This is a genomic window from Oleiagrimonas sp. MCCC 1A03011 (genome assembly GCF_003267965.1).
Lineage (GTDB): Bacteria > Pseudomonadota > Gammaproteobacteria > Xanthomonadales > Rhodanobacteraceae > Oleiagrimonas > Oleiagrimonas citrea.
The window spans coordinates 186085-206504 of the sequence record NZ_MSPY01000004.1 but is presented as its reverse complement, the minus strand read 5'-3'; the positions used below and the strand labels follow the sequence as shown (position 1 = coordinate 206504).

Sequence of the window (20420 nt, the reverse complement as noted above, 5' to 3'; positions counted from 1 at the left end):
GCAAGCCAACCATCCGCTCAAGCCACCGTTTCCGCCCACCCCTCCGATCAGCTGCTGCGCAACCGCGTCGTTGCCGCGCTGGAGGATCTCAAGGCCAAGGATGTCGTCGAGATCGACGTTCGCGGCAAGACCTCCATCGCCGACCTGCTGATCATCGCTTCCGGCACGTCCAGCCGGCACGTCAAGTCCATCGCCGATGAAGTGGTCAAGTTCGCCAAGCAGGCGGGCGTGCTGCCGCTCGGCGTGGAAGGACAGGACGAAGCCGAATGGGTGCTGGTCGATCTAGGCGACATCATCATCCACGTCATGCTGCCGCGCATCCGCGAATTCTACGGGCTGGAACGCCTGTGGACGGTCGGTGACGGCCTCGAGGATGACGACGAAGCGCCCGAAGCGCCCGAGGCGCAGCGCCAGGCCGACTGAGCGAAGATGCACGGCGGCGCGGTGCGCCGCACGTGCGCGAACGGCTGCGGCGCGCGCTGCCGCGGTCCCGGAGCGGATGCCTGGCATCCGCTCTGCCGTCTTGACCCGCATTCCGGGACGCGCCCATGCATACACGCATCATTTCCGTCGGCGAGCGCATGCCCTCATGGGTGAGCGAGGGATTTGCCGAATACGCCAAGCGGCTCTCGCGCGAGCTGCCCCTGGAGCTGGTCGAGATCCGGCCTGGCGCGCGTGGCAAGGGGCGCGACGTGCAGCGGGCCATGGAGGACGAGGCCAAGGCGGTGCTGGCGGCGTTGCCGCGCGACACGCATGTGGTGGCTCTCGACGGGCGCGGAAAGGTCTGGTCCAGCGAGCAGCTGGCCGAGCGCCTGGCGGACTGGCGCATGAGCGGACGCGATCTGGCGTTCCTGATCGGCGGCCCCGACGGCCATGCCCCGGCGGTGCTGGAGCGTGCCGACCAGCGTTGGTCGCTGGGAGCGTTGACGTTGCCGCACATGCTGGTGCGGCTGGTGCTGGTTGAACAGCTCTATCGGGCGGCGATGATCGCTGCAGGGCACCCGTATCATCGCGCCTGATCGATATGGCGGTCGGGTGGGCGTCAGTGCTCGCGAGTGCGTCGCAGCAACAGGGCGAGCAATGCCGCGCCGCACAGAAGCTTGACCAGGACAATCAGTCCGAGGCCGCTCTCATAGCCGAACACGAACGCGCCGGAATCGTGTGTCTGTGCCGCGGCCAGCGCGTGGATCTTCGCCGTGGTGGCGCCGTCGAGCAGGCCGACAAGGTTCTGGGCGGTGGACAGGATCAGCAGTGCACCGCTGACTCCCAGGACGGTTTTTTCCGGAATGCGCATCCCCAATGACCTCTTTTCACTCCCCAGCCTGAAGATTAGCAGTTCTTTCTGGTGTGCATGCGCCGCGCTCAGTATGCTGACCGGATGCTTTATCTGGCTTCCCAATCACCGCGTCGACGGCAGCTGCTCGAACAGATCGGCGCGACGTTCCGCGTTGTCCGGGTCGATGTGCCCGAAGTGCGCGCCGATCATGAGTCACCCGAGGACTACGTGCGCCGTGTGGCGCGCGACAAAGCCTGCGCGGGGCGGGATGCACTCGATGAGGACGATGCCTGGGTGCTGGGTTCGGATACCGAGGTCGTGCTCGGCGATGAGGTGTTCGGGAAGCCCGAGACGCCTGCGCAGGCGTGCGGCATGCTGAAGCGCCTGGCCGGCGTCACGCATCGCGTGATTTCCAGTGTCTGGCTGGTGCATGCCGAGCGCGAGGAATCGGCGACCTGTATCTCTCATGTGCGACTGGCGAGCATGTCCGAAAAGGAGATCGATGCCTACGTCGAGACTGGTGAATCTTTCGGTAAAGCAGGTGGTTACGCCATTCAGGGGCGTGCTGCGGCCTATGTTGAATATCTCTCCGGAAGCTATTCGGCGGTGATGGGTCTACCGCTGCACGAAACAGCGGTGATGTTGAGTGCGGCGGGCCTGTGGGCGTCCGGACGTGCATGAGCGCAGCATCGGAACCGTATTCCGCGAAAGGGGTCTGAATAGGTATCGCAGGCATCATCGGAGGCGGGACGTGCGTTGTTTCGCGCTCTCGGCCGGCGAAGGCGCGCATGCGTCGACAGGTTCCATATGCACCGGCTATAACGATGCATCACGGAGGGAGTTGAGTCGGTGAGTGAAGAGATTCTGATCAACGTCACGCCCCGGGAGACCCGGGTGGCGGTGGTCGAAAACGGCATGATGCAGGAGGTGTACCTGGAGCGCGCGTCGCGCCGCGGGTATGTCGGCAATGTCTACAAGGGGCGCGTGCAGCGCGTCATGCCCGGCATGCAGGCGGCGTTTGTCGACATCGGGCTGGAGCGGGCGGCATTCCTGCACGCTTCGGACATTGTGCGTCCGGCGGTTTCTGCCGGAAATGGCAACGGTGACGGCGCGCCTGCGCAGAGCAACGGCAACGGCGGCACGCCGCCCATTTCCGGTCTGGTTCACGAGGGCCAGGAGATCGTGGTGCAGGTCATCCGCGATCCCATCAGCAGCAAGGGTGCGCGTCTTTCCGCGCACCTTTCGATTCCCTCGCGCTATCTGGTGTTGCTGCCCTATGCCAAGACCCTGGGCGTGTCGGTGCGCATCGAGGACGAGGACGAACGGCAGCGCCTGAAGGAGACTCTCGGCAGCCTGATCGGCGAAGATCCGCTGGGCTACATCGTGCGCACCAATGCCGAGGGCCAGTCCGCGACAGCGTTGGCCTTTGACGTGACCTACCTGGGCAAGGTCTGGCGTGTGGTGCAGGAGAACATCGCCAGCAGCAAGGTTGGTGAGCGCGTCTACGAGGAGCTCTCGCTGCCGCTGCGCGCGTTGCGCGACCTGCTGCACGAGGGCATCGAGAAGGTGCGCGTGGATTCGCGCGAGACCTACGACAAGGTCTGCAAGTTCGTGCACAAGTTCATGCCCGAACTGGACGAGCGCATCGAACACTACGACGGCGAACGGCCGATCTTCGACCTGTACGGTGCCGAGGACGAGATCCAGCGCGCTCTGCGTCGCGAGGTGCCGCTGAAGTCCGGCGGTCACCTGGTGGTCGACCAGACCGAGGCGATGACCACCATTGACGTCAACACCGGTGCCTACCTCGGTTCGCGCAATCTGGAAGAGACGGTCTACCGCACCAACCTGGAAGCCGCGCAGGCTGCGGCGCGCCAGCTGCGGCTGCGCAATCTTGGCGGCATCATCATCATCGACTTCATCGACATGGTCGACGAGGAGCACAAGCGACAGGTACTGCGCACGCTGGAGAAGGCGCTGGCGCGCGACCATGCCAAGACCACGGTGTATCCGATGTCGGCGCTGGGGCTGGTGGAGATGACGCGCAAGCGCACCACCAAGAGTCTGGAATACCAGCTGTGCGAGCCGTGCCCTGCCTGCGGCGGCCGTGGCACGCTGAAGACGCCGGAGACGGTGACCTACGAGATCTTCCGCGAGATCACCCGCGCCGTGCGCCAGTTCGATGCCGAGAAACTGATGGTGCTGGCCAGTCCGGTCGTGGTCGACCGCATTCTGGAAGAAGAGTCGGTCGGCGTCGCCGAGCTGGAAGAGTTCATCGGCAAGACGATCACTTTCCAGGCCGAGGATCACTACGCGCAGGAACGGTTCGATGTGGTTCTGCTCTGAGCGCTCGCCAGTGCATCCGTGCCCGAAACGGCAGGTAGGTGCACGGTGAACAAGACCTGGCGGCAACGCTTGCGCCGGCTGCGTTTCGTGATCGGAGGTCTGATCTGTATCGGGCTGATCGCACTGGCTGTGCTGATCGGGTTGGTGCAGGTGCTGCTGCCGCTGGCGGCGAGGTACCCGGACCGGGTGGCCACGATGCTGAGCGAACGGCTGCACCAGCCGGTGCGGTTCGCCTCGATGGAGGGGCACTGGCAGGCCTCCGGCCCTCTTCTGGTGCTGCACGATGTGCGTATCGGCGGTCGCCATGGCGTGCCGCTGCGCCTGCCCGTCGCCGATGTGAAACTGGATTTCGGCGCCTTGCTGATTCCCGGTCGCCGTCTGGTCAACCTGCGGCTGGTCGATGTGCGGTTGGATCTGAACCGCGGCGCGGATGGCGTCTGGAGCGTAGCGGGTTTCGGCTCCGCCGAAGGCGCCGGTGCGCAGCAGAAGCTCGATCTCGGGCAGCTGCCGGGCAGTCTGTCGCTGGATCGCCTGCAGATGAAAATCCACGATGCGCGTACGCAGCGCGACTGGCATCTGCGGTCGGACGCACTGCGGGTCAGCAACAACGGGCAGTCGCTGCGTTTCGCCGGACGGGTGCGGCGCCTCGGCGTCGGGTCCGGGCTGGGCGTGGTCGGGCGCATGGATCTCGATGCGGACAGCGGCACGGTCTATGTCGGCGGTGACAAGGTCGATCTGGGCTCGCTGATGTCCGGCGTGGAGGTCGGCGGTTACGGTGTGAGCGCCGGTCGCGGCAGCTTGCAGTTTTGGTTGCAGTGGAAGCATGCGCGTGTCGTGTCGCAGACCGCGCGGGTGAATCTGCGCGGTCTGGACATGCACGGTCCGGCGGGGCGCACGCGGCTGGCGCACGTGCAGGGATTGTTCGGCTTCGACCGCGACGCCGACGGCATGCGCATCCGCTATGCCGGGGCGGATGGTGCGGCAGCACGCATTCTGGTGGACGGAACCGGCTCGGCGCGCACGGTACGTGCGCGAGCGCAGAAGCTCGAGTTGGCGACCCTGCTGCCGCTGGTCGCGCAAGTGCCATCCTTGCCGCCCTCGCTGGCGAAGTGGTTGCTTGCCGCGCACCCGGCCGGCATGGTCGACGCGGCGACGCTGCGCTGGACGGCCGGTGGCGGGATCCAGGCCGTCGATGCGGGTTTCTCGGCATTGACGCTGGCTCCGGGGAGCGGCAAGCCGGGCATCGGCCCCTTGCGCGGACGGCTGTTCGGTGACGCGGAGGCGCTGCTGCTCGAGCTTCCGGCGCAGCATGCCACGCTGCGCATGCCGGGAACCTTCCGCAAACCGATCGATTTCCAGCGGTTGCAGGGCGATGTGGCGATCTGGCGCAGCGAACGCGCCTGGCACGTGGGGACGGGCAAGTTCACGTTCGCTGGGCCGGGGTTCGGGGGGCAGGCGCGCGGCGAGGTGCAGATCCCGCATGCGGGCGGCAAACCGTTCGTGGATCTGTATGTGGCGCTGGGCAAGACCGCCATCCCGGCCGCCAAGCAGTTCTGGCCGGTCAACGCGATGCCGGCGGGCACCGTGAAGTGGCTGGATAGCTCGCTGGTTTCCGGGCAGCTGACGCATGCCGAGGCGGTTCTTCGCGGCGACCTGAAGGACTGGCCCTTCCATCATCACGAAGGGCGCTTCGAGGCGCGCGGCGACATTCGCGATCTGGTTCTGCGCTACAACGACAAGTGGCCGCGTGCGGAGGGCGTACACGCCATCGCCAGCTTCGTCGACGACGGCATGCTGGTGCGCGCGGATGCGGGCCAGTCGCGTGGCAACAAGGTCGGGGTCGCCGTGGCCTCGATTCCGCAGTTCAGCGATGCCGAGCTGGTGCTCAGCGTCGAGGGGTCGGGTAGCGGAGCCAGCATGCTGGACTTTGCCCGCAACAGTCCGATCGCGTCCGAGCAGGCCTCGGCGCTCAAGCAGCTGAAGCTGGGTGGTCGCGGCGATTTCGATTTCAGCCTGGTGCTGCCGTTCGATACCGCCAAGGACTTCACGCTCGCCGGCACCGCGCGCATCCGCGGTGTGGATGTGAACAACCCCGATTGGGGCCTGCGCCTGGGCAAGCTGACCGGAGCGTTGCGTTTCGATGGTCACGGACTTCGCGGGCGTGGGCTGCAGGCACAATTCAACGGTGTGCCTTCGCGGCTGGATCTCGCGCTCGGCAGTGGTGCGACGGGCGATCCGTCGCGGCCGGTCAGCGTGACTATGCACGGTCATTACGACATCGCCACACTGGTGCAGGGGCGGCCGTCCCTGCAGGAACTGGCAGACGTGGCCAAGGGCGACGCCGACTTCGATATCGGTTTCGACATTGCCCGGACGGATGCCCAGGACATGCGCCAGACGCTGCATGTCGAGTCCTCGCTGCAGGGCGTGGCGTTGGACTTGCCGGCGCCGTTGAACAAGCCGGCGCAGGCGACGCTGCCGTTGGATTTGAATCTGCGCCTGCCGCTCAGCGGGGGCGATCTGCGCGTGTCGCTCGGCGACAAGGCGCAGGCCTGGGCCAAGTTGCCCACCGACGACGGCGGCCCGCTCGCGCTCTCGGTCGCGCTCGGCGCCACGCAGCCGACGACCTTGCCGAGCAGCGGCATACGGGTGCGCGGGCATGGCGATGATCTGGACGTGTCCGGCTGGCTGCAGCGTGCGCTCGCTGCGCGCGGCCAGGACGGGCAGGGCGGTCCTTCGCTGGACAGTGTGGATGTCACCGCCACGCATGCGCGCGTGTTCGGCGCGACTTTCGACGACCTGCGTCTGCGCCTGACGCCGCAGACCGGGCAGATCCTGATGCAGGTGGACGGTCCGCAGGCCAAGGGCAGCCTGACATTGCCGACGAGCGATCTGGCCAAGCGCGGTGTGCTGGCGCGGCTGGATCGCCTGTACTGGCCCGACGAATCGGCGACGAACGCTGCGGCTTCGACGCAGGCGGCCGCGCCGGCTTCGGCGGCCAGCGTGGCCCCGCCGAGTGTGAACTACGCCGATACCGGCATCGCGCCGGCCGAGGTGCCGCCGCTGCACGTTTCGGTCGGCGATCTGCGGTTGGGCAAGGCGCACCTGGGCGACGCGCGCTTTGAGAGCTGGCCGACGGCCAAGGGCATGCACATCGACCAGTTGCGCACGCATAACAGCGACGTGCAGATCATGGGCAGCGGCGACTGGGTGGGTAGCGCCACGAACAGCCACACGAACATGACCATCGATTTCGGTGCCGAGAATCTGGGCAGTCTGCTCAACGCGCTGGGGTTCGGCGGATTGTTCGAGGGCGGTCGCACACGCGCCCATCTGCAGGCGACATGGCCGGGTGAACCATCCTCGCTGGCGTTGCAGCGCATGGATGGCACGCTCGATGTGGAAGTCAGCAAAGGGCGCATCCCGGAGGTGCAGCCCGGGGTCGGCCGTTTGTTCGGACTGATGGCGCTGACCGAGTTGCCGCGTCGCCTCTCGCTGGATTTCGGCGATGTCTTCGGCAAGGGGTTCGGTTTCGATTCGATCAAGGGACGTTTCCGGCTGGCCGATGGTTTCGCGCGAACCGACGACCTGCAACTGAAGGGACCTGCCGCCGACATCCGCATCACCGGCGCGACGAACCTGCGCGACAAGACCTATGACCAGCGCATTCTGGTGGTGCCGCATATTGGCAACAGCCTGCCGGTGGTCGGTGCGCTGGCCGGCGGTCCCGTCGGCGCAGCCGCGGGGTTGGCCGTGCAGGGGCTGCTGGGACGAGGGCTGAACAAGGCCGCCAGTGCGCGCTACAGTCTCACCGGGAGCTGGGACAAGCCGAAGATCACCTTGCTCGAGAAGACCGCAGCACGAGCGGTTCCGGCCAGGTCGTCCTCTGCGTCGGCTGTTTCGGAGCCCGGCACAGCTGCTCCGGCCGTTTCGGATGGCGCGAGTGCATCATCCCGGCCTGCAGCATCGGGCTCCTCTCCATCCGTCCCTGCATCGGCAACCAGCGCTGGTCGGCGCTAAGCCGCAGGGTGGCCAGCGCCGTCTTGCGGACTACAATGGTCTTTCGCGCGGCGAACATCGCCCCCATCTGATCTGTACCTTTACGCACGGAATCCGTCATGACGCAGGCTTCGCTGTCTCTCGCCGAACATCGTTTGCTGACGCCCGGAGGCTTGAGTGTCAACGATCTGGATCGAGTCTTCGCACGCCTGATGGCGCCGTCGGTGGATGCCGCGGACCTGTATTTCCAGCATGCCCGCAGTGAATCGTGGGTGCTCGAGGACGGCATTGTCCGGGACGGCAACCACAGTATCGAGCAGGGTGTGGGCGTGCGTGCGATCAGTGGCGAGAAGACGGGTTTCGCCTACGTCGATGACATTGTCATGCCGCAATTGCTGGAAGCCGCCGGTGCTGCGCGCGCGATCGCGTCCAGCGGTTCCGGGCAGGGGCGTCGGCTGGCCGTGCAGACGGCCAAGGCCCTGTACCCCGCCGTGGATCCCGTCGACAGTCTGCCCAACGAGGAGAAGATCCGCGTGCTGCGCGAGGTCGACGCCTATGCGCGCAGCATCGATACGCGGGTGCGTCAGGTGGTGGTATCCCTGGCCGGCACGCTCGATACCGTGCTGGTGGCGGCGTCCGATGGCACCCTGGCCGCGGACGTGCGTCCGCTGGTGCGCCTCAACGTGCAGGTGATCGCCGAGCAGGATGGCCGCCGCGAGCAGGGCATGGCCGGTGGCGGCGGTCGCTACGACTACAGGCAGTTGCTGGAAAACGGCAACGCACAGCGCTGGGCCTCTGAAGCTGTGCGTCAGGCGCTGGTCAATCTGGAGGCGGTCGATGCACCCGCGGGCAGCATGCCGGTGGTGTTGGGGCCGGGCTGGCCGGGAGTCCTGCTGCATGAAGCCGTCGGGCACGGCCTGGAGGGCGACTTCAATCGCAAAGGAAGTTCCGCGTTCTCCGGACGCATCGGCGAGCGCGTGGCGGCCCCCGGTGTGACCGTTGTCGACGATGGCACGCTGGCGGGTCGTCGCGGCTCGCTCAGTATCGACGACGAAGGGACGCCGACGAACTGCACCACCCTGATCGAGGACGGCATCCTGGTCGGGTACATGCAGGACAAGCTCAATGCGCGTCTGATGGGGATGGAACCGACCGGGAACGGACGACGCGAATCGTTCGCCCATCTGCCGATGCCGCGCATGACCAATACCTACATGCGCGCAGGCGCGCACGATCCCGAAGAAATCATCCGTTCGGTGAAGCGTGGGCTGTACGCGGTCAATTTCGGCGGCGGGCAGGTGGATATCACCAGCGGCAAGTTCGTGTTCTCCGCGGCCGAGGCCTACCTGATCGAGGACGGCAAGGTCACGCGTCCGGTCAAGGGAGCAACGTTGGTCGGATCCGGGCCGGAGGTGTTGAACCGGGTGTCCATGATCGGCAACGACCTCGCGCTCGACGAGGGCATCGGCGTGTGCGGCAAGGAAGGTCAGGGCGTGCCGGTCGGTGTTGGACAGCCGACGCTGCGCGTGGACGCGATGACTGTGGGTGGCACTGCTTCCTGAATACTTGTTGCACAATCAAGCAATAAGGTTCTGATAAGTAATAATTATTTTATCCGGTGTGATTGTTCCCGGAGGGGCGGTCGCGTCTGCGATTTACCACCATGCACGTGGATTTTTTAGGGCGGGGGATGCCCCCATCACGCTTTCTGATTTTCTGCCGAAAACGTGCCTATCCTCGTCCTGAGTACATGCTAGGTTCGGACTCAGGGTGAGGTTCCGGTTCATGGCCGATGCCGCAATGCGGCGTTTTTGCCATGCCAGGAGCACTATTTCAAAAGGACCCGGGGACTGCCTATTCGAACTCTTGCCGTGATCTGGCAAGGGTCATTCGTTCGTATTGCTGCAAAGTATTCTGGAGGAATGTTTCATGCGTATGAAGAAAGCTTCGTTGAATCTGGCCATGGGGGCTGCGCTGGCACTCACCGCGGTGGTGCCGGCCTGGGCCGGTTCGGCACATTGGGCCGCCACGAACACGCACGCCCATGTATTGGCGACGGGAAGCAAGGTCCACGGCGCCGCTGCGCTGGATACCCCGGTGCATGTCACCATCGCACTGAAGGCGCGCAATCAGGCCGAGCTGCAGAAGTTGGCCGCCACCGCGCATGCGCCGATGAGCGCACAGGATGTCATCAATGAATTTGCCCCGACCAGCGCGCAGGTGCAGTCGGTGGTCGATTATCTGAAGGGCCAGGGCTTCACCAACATCAGCGTCTCGGCGAACCGCATGCTGGTCTCGGCCGACGGCGATGCCGCGCGCGCGCAGTCCGCGTTCAACACTTCGCTGGTTTCGGTGACCACGCCGCATGGTCGCAACGCCATCGCCAACACCAGTGCTGCGCAGGTGCCGTCGTCCATCGCCGGTTCCGTGCTGTCGGTCATCGGTCTGCAGACGGCGGCGCGTCCGCACGTGATGTTCAAGGGCAAGCCGGGTGGCGGCGGTAGCACCACCGGTACGGTGACCGGTCACAACCCGACCGAGTTCCCGACCATCTACAACGTCGGCAGCACGCCGGCGGCGACCTCGATCAATGTCGGCATCATTTCCGACGGCGACATGAGCGCCACCCTGCAGGATCTGAACCAGTTCGTCACCACCAACGGTCTGGCCACGCCGAGCGTGCAGGTCGTGTATCCGGGCGCGCAGGGCACCGACACCAGCGGTACGGCGGAGTGGGATCTGGACAGCCAGGACATCCTTGCGATGTCGGGTGGCGTCAACAAGCTGATCTTCTACGCAGCCACCTCGCTCAGCAACAGCGATCTGACCGCGGCCTTCAACAAGGCCGTCAGCGACGATCAGGCTCAGGTCGTGAACGTTTCCCTGGGCGAGTGCGAGACCTCGGCTTATCAGGACGGCTCGATGGCCGCCGACGATCAGATTCTGGCGATGGGCGTCGCCCAGGGCCAGACGTTCTCGATCTCCACCGGCGACAGCGGTTCCAACGAATGCTCTGGCGGTGGCCCGAAGGGCACCACGCCGAGCTACCCGGCCAGTTCGCCGAACGTGATCGCGGTCAGCGGCACCACGCTGGGCACCACCTCCTCGGGCAACTGGGCCGACGAGACCCTGTGGGCCGACGCCGGCGGCAGCCCGAGCACGGTCGAGCCGAAGCCGAGCTGGCAGACGCAGGGCGACAGCATGCGTGACGTGGCCGACGTGGCCTTCGACGCCGATCCGAACTCCGGTTCGATCATCATCGTCAACGGCAGCAACGCGCAGTACGGCGGCACCAGCCTGGCCGCTCCGCTGTTCGCGGCGACGTGGGCGCGCATGCTGGCCTCGCATCCGGGCCTGGGCTTCGCCGGTCCGCACCTGTACACGGTGTCGACCAGCGTTTATCACGACGTGACGTCGGGCAGTAACGGCGGCGAGACGGCCACGGCTGGCTGGGATTTTGCCAGCGGCTTCGGCAGCATCAACGTCAGTGCGCTGAATTCGAGCCTGTAATACGGTTCGCAGCTAAGATGGAAGGCGCGCGTCGCGAGACGCGCGCCTTCTTTTTTGCAGGTTGGCTAAGAGGCGATACCGGCAGCGATGGAGTGCGGAGATCTGCCTGAGTCGGAACGCCAGGTGGGGCCTGGAGTTTTTTCGCACGCTGTTTCAGTGGTTCAGGAATGGTCTTCGCCGGTCCACTCGCGCAACGCGCGGAAGAGGTCGCGGTAGGCGCGCGGCGGCTTGTTCGCGTCACGTTCGATACGGGCCTGGCGAATCAGAGAGCGCAAGTGCTGACGGTCAATTTGAGGATACTGCGCGATCAGTTCGCCGAGGGCGTCGTCACCCTGGTCGAGCAGGCGTTCGCGCAGGGTTTCCAGACGCTGCAGAGCGGCATGCTCCTGGCGGCGACGCTCGTGGTTCTCGCCCAGCGCGGCCTGTGCCGCTGCGAAGGCATCCTCGTCATGGCGGCGCATCAGCTTGGCCAGGTAGGCCATCTGCCGCTTGCGTGCACCATGCGCGCGGATGCCGCGCACATGGGCGATCTCGGCGCGCACGTCGTCGGGCAGTTCGATCTGGCCGAGGCGGTTGGGCGTCAGGGCGACCAGTTGCTCGGCCAGCGCCAGCACCGCCAGCGCATCCCGCCGCCGTTGGCTGCGGCTGGGGCCGAGGTCGTCTTGGGAATCGAGTGAATCGTGTTCGCCAGTGTTCACGGAAAAAGTTCGATGAGAGTCGGGTGCCATTGTCCCGCATCGTGCGCATCGGTGCACGAGGCGATGCGATGGTGCTTCGTGAGACAATGCCCGACTTGGACCCCGAGGAGTGCCCATGAACGACGTCGTCCTGCAGTCCCACGCTGCCGCTGAACTCGATCGACTGTCCACGCTGGCCGAGGACGTTATCACCCGGGCCAAGGCGGCCGGCGCAAGCCAGGCCGAGGTCTCGGCCAGCGTCGATACCGGACTGAACGTCAACGTTCGTCTGGGTGAGGCCGAAACGGTCGAACGCACCCAGGACCGAGGTTTCGGTCTGACGGTGTATTTCGGCAAGCGGAAGGGATCGGCAAGCACGGCCGATTTGCGCGCCGAGTCGATCCAGGCGACCATCGACCAGGCCTGCGCCATCGCGCGCTACACCGAGGAGGATGCCTGTGCCGGTCTCGCCGACGCCGATCGCATGGCGACGGAATTCCCGGACCTGGATCTGTGGCATCCCTGGCAGCCGACCGTCGACGAACTCATCGCGATCGGCGTGCGCATCGAGGACGCCGGTCGTGCCGTATCGGGCATCACCAATTCCGAAGGGGCTTCGGTGACGACGGGCTCCAGTCTCGGCGTATACGCCAACTCGCACGGATTCGTCGGACGCGAATCGGCCACGCGCCACACCATGTCGTGCTCGCTGATCGCCGGTTCAGGCGGCGACATGCAGCGCGACTACTGGTACGACAGCGCGCGCAGCATCGAGCAGTGGATGGACGTCGAGGCACTGGGGCGCGAAGCGGCCCGGCGCACGCTGGCACGCTGCGGGGCGCGCACTCTGTCGACCCGGCAATGCCCGGTGCTGTTCGCACCGAATGTCGCGCGCGGGCTGATCGGGCACCTGATCAGTGCAGCCAGCGGCGGTCCGCTGTACCGTCGCGCCAGCTTTCTTCTCGATCATGTGGGCCGCGCGATCTTGCCGTCCTGGTTCTCCATCGAGGAACAGCCGCACCTGCTGCGCGGTCAGGGATCGTCGAATTTCGACGCCGAGGGCGTAGCGACCACGGCGTCCGCCGTGATTCGCGAAGGCGTGTTGCAACGCTATCTGCTCGGCTCGTATGCAGCGCGCAAGCTTGGTCTGTCCAGCACCGGCAACGCGGGCGGTCCCACCAACCTTGTCGTAGGCCATGGTGAAGACGATTTCCAGGCCATGCTCGCCCGTCTGGGGACCGGCTTGTTGCTGACCGAGGTCATGGGGCAGGGCGTTTCGCTTCTCACCGGAGACTATTCGCGCGGTGCGGCCGGTTTCTGGGTCGAGAACGGCGAGATTGCCTATCCGGTGCAGGAAATCACCATTGCGGCGAATCTGCGCGACATGTTTGCAGGCATTCGCGCCGTCGGTGCAGATGTGGATTCGCGTGCGCCGATCCTGACCGGATCGATCCTGGTCGACCGGATGACGGTCGCCGGCGAGTGACGCAACCGGTGTGACTTTCATCTCTTGACACCCGGTCGAGCGCTGGGGAGAGTGAGCGCATACCCTTCAGGAGGAGAGGACTGCCATGAACACCCCATCCGATCAGATGCCCCCGACGCCGCCTCCGGCTCCGCCGCCTGCGGCGGAACCCGCTTCCGGCGACAACACGGCAGCGGTCAGTCCCGAACAGCGTCAATGGGCGATGTTCGCGCACCTTTCCGCCTTCGTCGGGCTGGTGATTCCGTTCGGCAACATCATCGGGCCACTGGTGATCTGGCTGATCAAGAAGGACACCATGCCGTTCGTCGACGATCAGGGGAAAGAAGCACTGAACTTCCAGATCACCGTGGCGCTGGCTATGCTGGCCAGCTTCCTGCTGATGCTGGTGCTGATCGGCTTCCTGTTGGTCTGGATCATCCCGCTTGTCGCGCTGGTCTTCGTGATCATTGCCACGATCAAGGCCAACGAGGGCGTGTACTACCGCTATCCGTGGACGCTCCGCCTGGTCAAGTAAGATGGAGCGGTTGTCGGCGCGGGAGCGGTCAGTTCCCGCGCTCGGCGGCGTAGCGCGCCAGCGTCGCCAGCAGGGCGGCGGGTTCGCCGAGGAAGGCGATGGCTTCTTCCGCCTGCGCGGTCAGTTCGCGCAGGCGTTCCCGCGAGGCCTGCATGCCGAGCAGGGCGGGAAAGGTGGATTTCTCCTGCGCAGCATCCTTGCCGGCGGTCTTGCCCAGCGCCTCGGTGTCCGCCTCCACATCCAGCAGGTCGTCGCGGACCTGGAAGGCGAGTCCGACGGCGTGCGCATAGCGGTCCAGGGCTTGCAGCGTCTCCGCATCGTCGCAGCCGCCGGCCAGTGCACCGAGGCGTACCGAGGCGCGTATCAGCGCGCCGGTCTTCAGCGCATGCATACGTTCCAGCGCGGCTAGGTCCAGACGTTTTCCAGTCGCCGTCAGGTCGACGGCCTGGCCGCCGGCCATGCCCTGTGCACCGCAGGCGGAGCCGAGCACGCGCAGCATCTCCACGCGTTTGGCATCGCTGACGATTTCCCGTGTGTCGCGCGCCAGCAGTTCGAATGCCAGCGCCTGTAGCGCATCGCCCGCGAGGATCGCCATGGCTTCACCATAGGCGATGTGGCAGGTGGGCTGGCCGCGGCGCAGATCGTCGTCGTCCATCGCTGGAAGATCGTCGTGCACCAGCGAATAGGCGTGGATCAGTTCGACGGCGCAGGCGGGCGCGTCCAGCGCCGGACCATCGTCGCCGACCGCCTGGCCGGCCGCGTAGGTCAGCAGTGGACGCAGGCGCTTGCCGCCGCCGAGCACGGCATAGCGCATGGCGTCCTGCAGTACGTCGTCAGTCTCGGGGGCGGGAAACAGTCGCTCCAGCGCCCGGTTGGCGCGCGCGGTGAGCGTTTGCAGCTCGACCGCGTGTTCAGGGGGATTCGGGTTCAAGAGGTTCGGCGCTGTCGGGGTCTTCGGGATCGAGCAGTTTGCTGACGCGCAGCTGAGCCTGCTTCAGGGCGCTTTCGCAGTCACGGTAGAGCGCGACGCCGCGTTCGAAGGACTGCAGCGACTCGTCCAGCGAGAGTTCGCCGTCTTCCATGCGGCCGACTAGTTGTTCGAGTTCGTTGAGCGAATGCTCGAAGCGTTCGATCTGGTCGGGCGGGGTTTCGCTTGCGGGGGGCTTTGCCATGGGCGCAAACGCTAGCGCAGCTCCGTCCCCGAATCAATTGCGCCGGCCCCGCAGTCGCGGATCCGGCGCGGTTGGACAGGTCCCGGTCGATCAATATCGGTGGTGTCCGTGGCGATCGTCGCGATCCTGGTCATCGCGGTCGTAGCGATGGCGGCGTTCGTACCGGTCGCGGTGGTGCCAGCGCACCTGGTGTCCGCCGTAGCGGTTGACGACATACGTGTGGCGCTCGTATGGACGCGTGGCGTCGAGGTCGATGTTCACGCCGCCGACGCGGACGTAGGCGCGCAGCGCCGAGGGCAGGGTGACACCGGCCTGCCAGTCGTCCCCGGACAGCCAGAACCACATGCGGCGTTCGGGCGCGTAGTAGATCTCGCCGTTCGGGTAGTACACATAGTGATGCTTGGCGCGGTAGCCGTGCGCCGGCGCCCACGGCGGCGGGTCGGCCATGGCCAGGCTCGCGGTGCCGAGTAGCAGCGCCGGGATGGCGATCAGTGCCAACAGGCGCGAGGTGGTCTTCATGCTCGTTCTCCAGCGGGAGTCCGGGATTCATGAAACGGGGGCGACATCGTATGCAGGCTGAATCGGCGCGCCCGGAATGCGCGGATGTTCAGTTTCAACGCTGCCAGTGCGGCCACATGCCGTGTTTCCTGAACAGGGCGGCGCCGGCTTCCGTGCTCCACAGATCGGCGACGGCGAGCAGCGTGCCGTGCTCGTCGTGCAGGATCGGGCAGCGCGTGCGTTCCCAGGGCGGTACGCCCGCGCGCTGGAACAGGTCGCGCAGGGCGCGGGTATGGCGGTCGCCCAGGGGCTTGATGCGCAGGCCGCGACGATTCACGGAGACGCGGATCGTCGGTGCGGAAGGTGTGTCTGCCAGCGAACCGCGCCAGTGCAGCGTGCTCGCGTCGGGCAGGCGGACCGTATCGCCATGCCACAGGGCGGACCAGCCTTCGGGCGCTTCAGGCTGTGGTTGCAGGGCATGCAGGCGGCCGCGCCAGACGCGCACCTCCGCGCCCGGCCAGGCCACGCGCGGCACCCGGTCGGGCGCGGCTTCGCGGATCTGGCGTTCCAGCTCGTGCCGCTGCGCGCCGGTCGGCGCGGGCAGGGATCGGGTATGCAGCCAGCTTTCCAGCACGCAGTTGCGCAGCGCCGGATGCAGCGCAACCCAGCCGTGGGCGTCCAGCGTGCCGTCCTCGGTGCGTTGCAGTTCGGCCAGCGCCTCGGTCGCGTGGTGATCGAGGAAATCGGCCTGTTCGCGTTGCAGCGCAGCCGCGAGCGCGAGCGCGCGGCCTGCTTCGGGCCAGTGCGCGTGCAGGCGCGGCAGGATGTCGTGGCGCAGATAGCTGCGCGCGTAGCGGGTGTCGTCGTTCGCAGGGTCGTTGATGCCGGTCAGTCCCTGGGCGCGGGCATAGGCGTGGAGCTGTTCACGCGGAGTCGACAGCAGCGGGCGCCAGAGTCGGCCACGCCCCAGCGGGCGTTGTTCGCGCATGCCGCCCAAGCCGTGGGGACCCGCTCCGCGCAGCAGTTTCAGCAGCACGGTCTCAGCCTGATCCTCGCGGTGGTGCGCCGTCACCAGACACTCGCCCTCGCGCAGCGTTTCGGCAAGGGCTGCATAGCGCGCTTCGCGCGCGGCCGCCTCGATGCCCTCGCCGCGTGCCTGTACTTGTACAATGAACGTTTCCAGCGGAACGTCCAGGCGGGCGCACTGCTGCGCGCAGGACGCGGCCCAGCGGTCGCTCTCCGGGTGCAGGGCATGGTTCACATGTACGGCGCGTAGTGCGCGTCCGGCGCGTCGAACGGCCGCCAGGGCGTGCAGCAGCGCGACCGAATCGCGACCGCCGCTGAAGCCCACGCACAGCGGCGTGTCTCCGGTCCGCGACCAGGCGGCGTCGAGCAGTTGCGGCAGAGTGGACGGCATCGCTGGCGGTTCGTGCGCGGCTGTGATTCGATGCACAGTTTACCGTTCGCGGCGGCGATCCGTCGTCCACATCATCGGCATGTCATGTTCAAAGGAGAAGCTTCCATGAGGGGGTATCCGGGAAACCTCGATCCGGGATCGCACGATCCCGTTCCCAACCAAGGAGGTTTATCTCTCATGGCAAGCAAGTTGCTCGTGGGATGCGTATCGGCCGGACTGGCGGCGTTGTCGTCGCTGACGGTCGCCCTGTCCCACGGTGCCGTGCACCGGCATCGTCCCGACGCGCGCCACCTGCGCACCGCCACGCCGATCAAGCATCTGGTGGTGATCTTCCAGGAGAACGTGTCCTTCGATCACTATTTCGGCACCTACCCCCACGCGGAGAACCCAGCGGGCGAGCCGACGTTCCATGCGCGACCGGACACGCCGGCCATCAATGGTCTGGATGACGCGCTACTGCATCACAACCCGAACGCGTCCAACCCGGTCAATGGCGACGGCGCGGTCAATCCGTATCGGCTGGACCGCAGCCAGGCGGCGACGGCCGACCAGGATCACAACTACCTGGCCGAACAGGTCGCCTTCAACGGCGGCAAGATGGATCGCTTCCCGTTCGCCACCGGTCGCAGCGGTCCGCCGCCCGGCACCGATGCGCCGGACAACACCAAGGGATTGGTGATGGGCTACTTCGACGGCAATACCGTCACCGCCCTTTGGAACTACGCCCAGCGCTTTGCGATGAGCGACAACGCGTACGGCACCACATTCGGCCCGTCGACGCCCGGCGCGATCAACCTGGTCTCGGGGCAGACCAACGGCGTCGTGGAACACCTCAACGGCACCGGTGACGAGACCGACGACGGCAACGGAGGCCTGACCCTGATCGCCGACGCCGATCCGATCGGCGACGTCTGTTCCTCGCCGACCCGCAACCAGGTGCGCATGGGCAGCCGCAACATCGGTGACCTGCTCAGCATGGGCGATGTCAGCTGGGGCTGGTTCGAGGGCGGCTTCGACCTGACCAGCACCAACGCCGACGGCAGCGCCGGCTGCCAGCGCACGACCACCTCGGACGTCACCCACGTCACCCAGGTCGACTACATTCCGCACCACGAGCCCTTCCAGTACTACGCCTCCACGGCCAATCCGGAGCACGTGCGACCGACGTCCGTGCGCATGATCGGCCGTGCCGGTGATGCAGCGAATCACCAGTACGACACGCATGACTTCTTCGCCGCAGTGCGCGCAGGCAATTTCCCGGCGGTGACGTTCCTGAAGGCACCGGCGTACCAGGACGGTCATGCGGGCTATTCCGATCCGCTGGACGAGCAGACCTTCTTGGTGAAGGTGCTGAACTTCCTGCAGGCCCGTCCGGAGTGGCGCGACACGGCCGTGGTGATCGCGTACGACGATTCCGACGGTTGGTACGACCACCAGCGTTCGCCGATCGTCAACGCCTCGCGTGGCGACCAGGACGCGCTCGACGGGCAGGGCGTGTGCGGCAGCGGCGACATCCTGCCGGGCGTCGATCCGTCGACCCGGCACGCGATGGGGCGCTGCGGTCACGGTCCGCGTTTGCCGCTGCTGGTGATCTCGCCGTGGGCGCGCGAAAACTATGTCGACCATGCCGTACTCGACCAGACCTCGATCACGCGCTTCATCGAAGACAACTGGCTGCATGGCCAGCGTATCGGTCAGGGTTCGTTCGATGCGCGCGCCGGTTCGATGATGGGGCTGTTCGATTTCCGTCATCCGCACATGCGTCGTCTGTTCCTTGATCCGCAGACGGGCCAGCCGGTCGGTCCCGATGCGGGCCGTCCGCCGATGCACGATCGGCACGGCTGACCGGAGTCAGACAGAACGCATGAAGAGAGGCCCGCGCTGCGCATGCCGCGCGGGCCACCGTTTCAAGTTCGCACGGAGTCCGGGATGCCACTGACTCGTCGTCATTTCCTGCAAGCGGGTCTGTTGGCCGGCGCCGCACCATGGCTGCGGGCTCGTGCGGCGGTTGCAGCCACCGCGTCCGCTCCGACGCTGATCGATCCGCGTACGCTGCACGCGTTCGTCGATCCGCTGCCGATTCCGCCGGTGCCGCGCCCGGAACGGATCGCGCGCATCGACGACGCAGCGGTGCCGCATTACCGCATCGTGCAACGTCAGGTGCATGCGAAGTTGCATCGCGACCTGCCGCCGGCGCGGCTGTGGGTCTACGGCGACAGCATGCCGGGGCCGACGCTGGACGTGCGTGCCGGGCAGGGCATGACGGTGGAGTGGGTCAACGCGCTGCCGGCGAAGCACTTCCTGCCGGTCGACCACACCCTGATGGGCTCGAACAAGGGGCAGCCCGACGTGCGCACCGTGACGCATGTGCATGGCGGCCGCACGCCGCCGGACAGCGACGGCTGGCCGACGGACACCCGTGTGCCGGGTCAGTCGCAGACCTACCGCTATCCGCTGAACCAGGAAGCCGCGACGCTGTGGTACCACGATCACGCCATGGGTGTGGCGCGCCTGAACCACTATGCCGGCATGATGGGCATGTGCCTGGTTCGCGACGCCCACGAGGACGCTCTGCGGCTTCCACGCGGCGAGCACGAACTGCCGCTGGTGCTGTGCGATCGACTGATCACCGCGAAAGGACAGCTGCATTATCCCGTGTCGGAAAACCCGAAGTCGCCATGGGTGCCGGAGGTGTTCGGCAATGCTGTGCTGGTCAATGGCAAGCTGCTTCCCTACATGCAGGTCGAGCCGCGCCGCTATCGTCTTCGCGTGGTCAATGCGGCCAACGGCCGGTTCTTCCGGCTGCGTCTGTCGGACGGCCGTCCGTTGGTCCAGATCGGTAGCGATCAGGGGCTGTTGCACGCGCCCGTGGATGTGGAGCAACTGGTGCTGGCGCCGGCCGAGCGCGCCGATCTGATTGTCGATTTCGCGCCGCTGGCGGGCAAGGATGTGCGTCTGACCAACGATGGCGATCCGCACGGCATTGTGCAGTTCCGCGTGGCTGACAGCGGTCGTCGTGACGACAGTGTCGTACCGGATGTCTTGCGCGATGTGCCCCGTCTCGCCGCATCGCAGGCCGTGCGCGAACGCAACCTCACGCTCAACGAGTACGAGCATCTGTCCGGACTGCCGATGAAGATGCTGCTCGACGGCAAGTACTGGCACGAAAAGGTGACCGAGACGCCGCGGCTGGGCGACGTCGAGATCTGGAACCTCATCAATCTGACCGACGACTCGCATCCGATCCATCTGCACATGGTGCGTTTCCAGATCCTGGAACGCCGCCGTTTCGACAGCTTCGCCTACCGCAGCCGCGGCACGTTACGCTACACCGGTGCACCGCAGGCGCCAGCGCCGAACGAGCTCGGCTGGAAGGACGTGGCGCAGGCGCACGGTGGCATGGTCACGCGCATCATCGTGCCGTTCGACGGCTATGCCGGGCGCTACGTGTGGCACTGCCACATCCTCGAACACGCGGCCAACGAGATGATGCGACCGTTCGAGGTGCGGCCCCGCAAGGCCTGA

General features: G+C 66.2%; 17 protein-coding genes. 11 read left to right on the top strand and 6 right to left on the bottom strand.

The window, feature by feature from the left end; all coding sequences use genetic code 11:
• Positions 1-51 precede the first annotated feature (51 nt).
• Complete coding sequence (gene rsfS / locus BTJ49_RS10270; protein WP_240601811.1) at positions 52-423, top strand: ribosome silencing factor; 372 nt, start codon at positions 52-54, stop codon at positions 421-423.
• Between the two features lie 125 nt (positions 424-548).
• On the top strand, positions 549-1019 hold the full coding sequence (gene rlmH, locus BTJ49_RS10265) for a 23S rRNA (pseudouridine(1915)-N(3))-methyltransferase RlmH (RefSeq protein WP_113065300.1): 471 nt from the start codon (positions 549-551) through the stop codon (positions 1017-1019).
• A 23-nt stretch (positions 1020-1042) separates the two neighbouring features.
• On the opposite strand, the gene BTJ49_RS10260 is transcribed toward rlmH, so the two are convergent.
• Complete coding sequence (locus BTJ49_RS10260) at positions 1043-1294, bottom strand: hypothetical protein (RefSeq protein ID WP_113065299.1); 252 nt, start codon at positions 1292-1294, stop codon at positions 1043-1045.
• A gap of 84 nt (positions 1295-1378) precedes the next feature.
• Between BTJ49_RS10260 and BTJ49_RS10255 the strand changes: the two genes are divergently transcribed.
• The 5 genes from BTJ49_RS10255 to BTJ49_RS10235 all read left to right on the top strand — a co-directional run bounded on the left by BTJ49_RS10255 (position 1379) and on the right by BTJ49_RS10235 (position 11131).
• Positions 1379-1957, top strand: a complete 579-nt coding sequence (locus tag BTJ49_RS10255) for a Maf family protein (protein WP_113065298.1) — start codon at positions 1379-1381, stop codon at positions 1955-1957.
• 168 nt (positions 1958-2125) lie between these two features.
• On the top strand, positions 2126-3622 hold the full coding sequence (gene rng, locus BTJ49_RS10250; RefSeq protein ID WP_113065297.1) for a ribonuclease G: 1497 nt from the start codon (positions 2126-2128) through the stop codon (positions 3620-3622).
• 45 nt (positions 3623-3667) lie between these two features.
• Complete coding sequence (locus BTJ49_RS10245) at positions 3668-7642, top strand: YhdP family protein (protein WP_168184712.1); 3975 nt, start codon at positions 3668-3670, stop codon at positions 7640-7642.
• 98 nt (positions 7643-7740) lie between these two features.
• Entirely contained in the window at positions 7741-9183 is a 1443-nt protein-coding gene (gene tldD, locus BTJ49_RS10240; protein WP_113065295.1) for a metalloprotease TldD, read from the top strand.
• A gap of 367 nt (positions 9184-9550) precedes the next feature.
• The gene (locus BTJ49_RS10235; protein WP_113065294.1) at positions 9551-11131 is read left to right on the top strand and encodes a S53 family peptidase; all 1581 of its coding nucleotides are present in this window, start codon (positions 9551-9553) and stop codon (positions 11129-11131) included.
• A gap of 161 nt (positions 11132-11292) precedes the next feature.
• On the opposite strand, the gene yjgA is transcribed toward BTJ49_RS10235, so the two are convergent.
• Positions 11293-11829 carry a ribosome biogenesis factor YjgA gene (gene yjgA / locus BTJ49_RS10230; protein WP_240601808.1) on the bottom strand — a complete coding sequence of 179 codons (537 nt, stop codon included), beginning with the start codon at positions 11827-11829 and terminating at the stop codon, positions 11293-11295.
• Between the two features lie 115 nt (positions 11830-11944).
• Between yjgA and pmbA the strand changes: the two genes are divergently transcribed.
• Both pmbA and BTJ49_RS10220 read left to right on the top strand, forming a co-directional pair.
• On the top strand, positions 11945-13294 hold the full coding sequence (gene pmbA / locus BTJ49_RS10225; protein WP_113065292.1) for a metalloprotease PmbA: 1350 nt from the start codon (positions 11945-11947) through the stop codon (positions 13292-13294).
• A 106-nt stretch (positions 13295-13400) separates the two neighbouring features.
• Positions 13401-13808 carry a DUF4870 domain-containing protein gene (locus BTJ49_RS10220; RefSeq protein WP_255420381.1) on the top strand — a complete coding sequence of 136 codons (408 nt, stop codon included), beginning with the start codon at positions 13401-13403 and terminating at the stop codon, positions 13806-13808.
• Between the two features lie 28 nt (positions 13809-13836).
• Here the strand turns inward: BTJ49_RS10220 and ispA are convergent, their stop codons facing one another.
• From ispA to tilS, 4 genes are all read right to left on the bottom strand, one after another.
• Complete coding sequence (gene ispA, locus BTJ49_RS10215) at positions 13837-14739, bottom strand: (2E,6E)-farnesyl diphosphate synthase (RefSeq protein ID WP_113065290.1); 903 nt, start codon at positions 14737-14739, stop codon at positions 13837-13839.
• Positions 14720-14980, bottom strand: coding sequence for an exodeoxyribonuclease VII small subunit (locus BTJ49_RS10210; protein ID WP_113065289.1), 261 nt, complete (start codon positions 14978-14980; stop codon positions 14720-14722). Before BTJ49_RS10210 ends, ispA begins: the two co-directional genes overlap by 20 nt.
• Before the next feature lie 90 nt (positions 14981-15070).
• A complete protein-coding gene (locus BTJ49_RS10205) occupies positions 15071-15499 on the bottom strand; it encodes a hypothetical protein (RefSeq protein ID WP_113065288.1) in 429 nt (142 codons plus the stop codon).
• A 94-nt stretch (positions 15500-15593) separates the two neighbouring features.
• Positions 15594-16895, bottom strand: coding sequence for a tRNA lysidine(34) synthetase TilS (gene tilS / locus BTJ49_RS10200; RefSeq protein ID WP_113065287.1), 1302 nt, complete (start codon positions 16893-16895; stop codon positions 15594-15596).
• Positions 16896-17072: 177 nt separating this feature from the next.
• On the opposite strand from tilS, the gene BTJ49_RS10195 reads away from it, so the two are divergent.
• Both BTJ49_RS10195 and BTJ49_RS10190 read left to right on the top strand, forming a co-directional pair.
• The gene (locus BTJ49_RS10195) at positions 17073-18740 is read left to right on the top strand and encodes an alkaline phosphatase family protein (protein WP_113065286.1); all 1668 of its coding nucleotides are present in this window, start codon (positions 17073-17075) and stop codon (positions 18738-18740) included.
• Positions 18741-18824: 84 nt separating this feature from the next.
• Positions 18825-20420 carry a multicopper oxidase domain-containing protein gene (locus tag BTJ49_RS10190; RefSeq protein ID WP_113065285.1) on the top strand — a complete coding sequence of 532 codons (1596 nt, stop codon included), beginning with the start codon at positions 18825-18827 and terminating at the stop codon, positions 20418-20420.

Excerpts from the sequence above, each read along its gene's own strand:
- BTJ49_RS10235 (WP_113065294.1), top strand. The coding sequence starts at position 9,551 with ATGCGTATGAAGAAAGCTTCGTTGAATCTGGCCATGGGGGCTGCGCTG.
- BTJ49_RS10205 (WP_113065288.1), bottom strand. The coding sequence starts at position 15,499 with ATGAAGACCACCTCGCGCCTGTTGGCACTGATCGCCATCCCGGCGCTG.
- BTJ49_RS10260 (WP_113065299.1), bottom strand. The coding sequence starts at position 1,294 with ATGCGCATTCCGGAAAAAACCGTCCTGGGAGTCAGCGGTGCACTGCTG.
- BTJ49_RS10190 (WP_113065285.1), top strand. The coding sequence starts at position 18,825 with ATGCCACTGACTCGTCGTCATTTCCTGCAAGCGGGTCTGTTGGCCGGC.
- BTJ49_RS10255 (WP_113065298.1), top strand. The coding sequence starts at position 1,379 with ATGCTTTATCTGGCTTCCCAATCACCGCGTCGACGGCAGCTGCTCGAA.
- rlmH (WP_113065300.1), top strand. The coding sequence starts at position 549 with ATGCATACACGCATCATTTCCGTCGGCGAGCGCATGCCCTCATGGGTG.
- BTJ49_RS10195 (WP_113065286.1), top strand. The coding sequence starts at position 17,073 with ATGGCAAGCAAGTTGCTCGTGGGATGCGTATCGGCCGGACTGGCGGCG.
- BTJ49_RS10210 (WP_113065289.1), bottom strand. The coding sequence starts at position 14,980 with ATGGCAAAGCCCCCCGCAAGCGAAACCCCGCCCGACCAGATCGAACGC.
- tilS (WP_113065287.1), bottom strand. The coding sequence starts at position 16,895 with ATGCCGTCCACTCTGCCGCAACTGCTCGACGCCGCCTGGTCGCGGACC.
- pmbA (WP_113065292.1), top strand. The coding sequence starts at position 11,945 with ATGAACGACGTCGTCCTGCAGTCCCACGCTGCCGCTGAACTCGATCGA.
- tldD (WP_113065295.1), top strand. The coding sequence starts at position 7,741 with ATGACGCAGGCTTCGCTGTCTCTCGCCGAACATCGTTTGCTGACGCCC.
- BTJ49_RS10220 (WP_255420381.1), top strand. The coding sequence starts at position 13,401 with ATGCCCCCGACGCCGCCTCCGGCTCCGCCGCCTGCGGCGGAACCCGCT.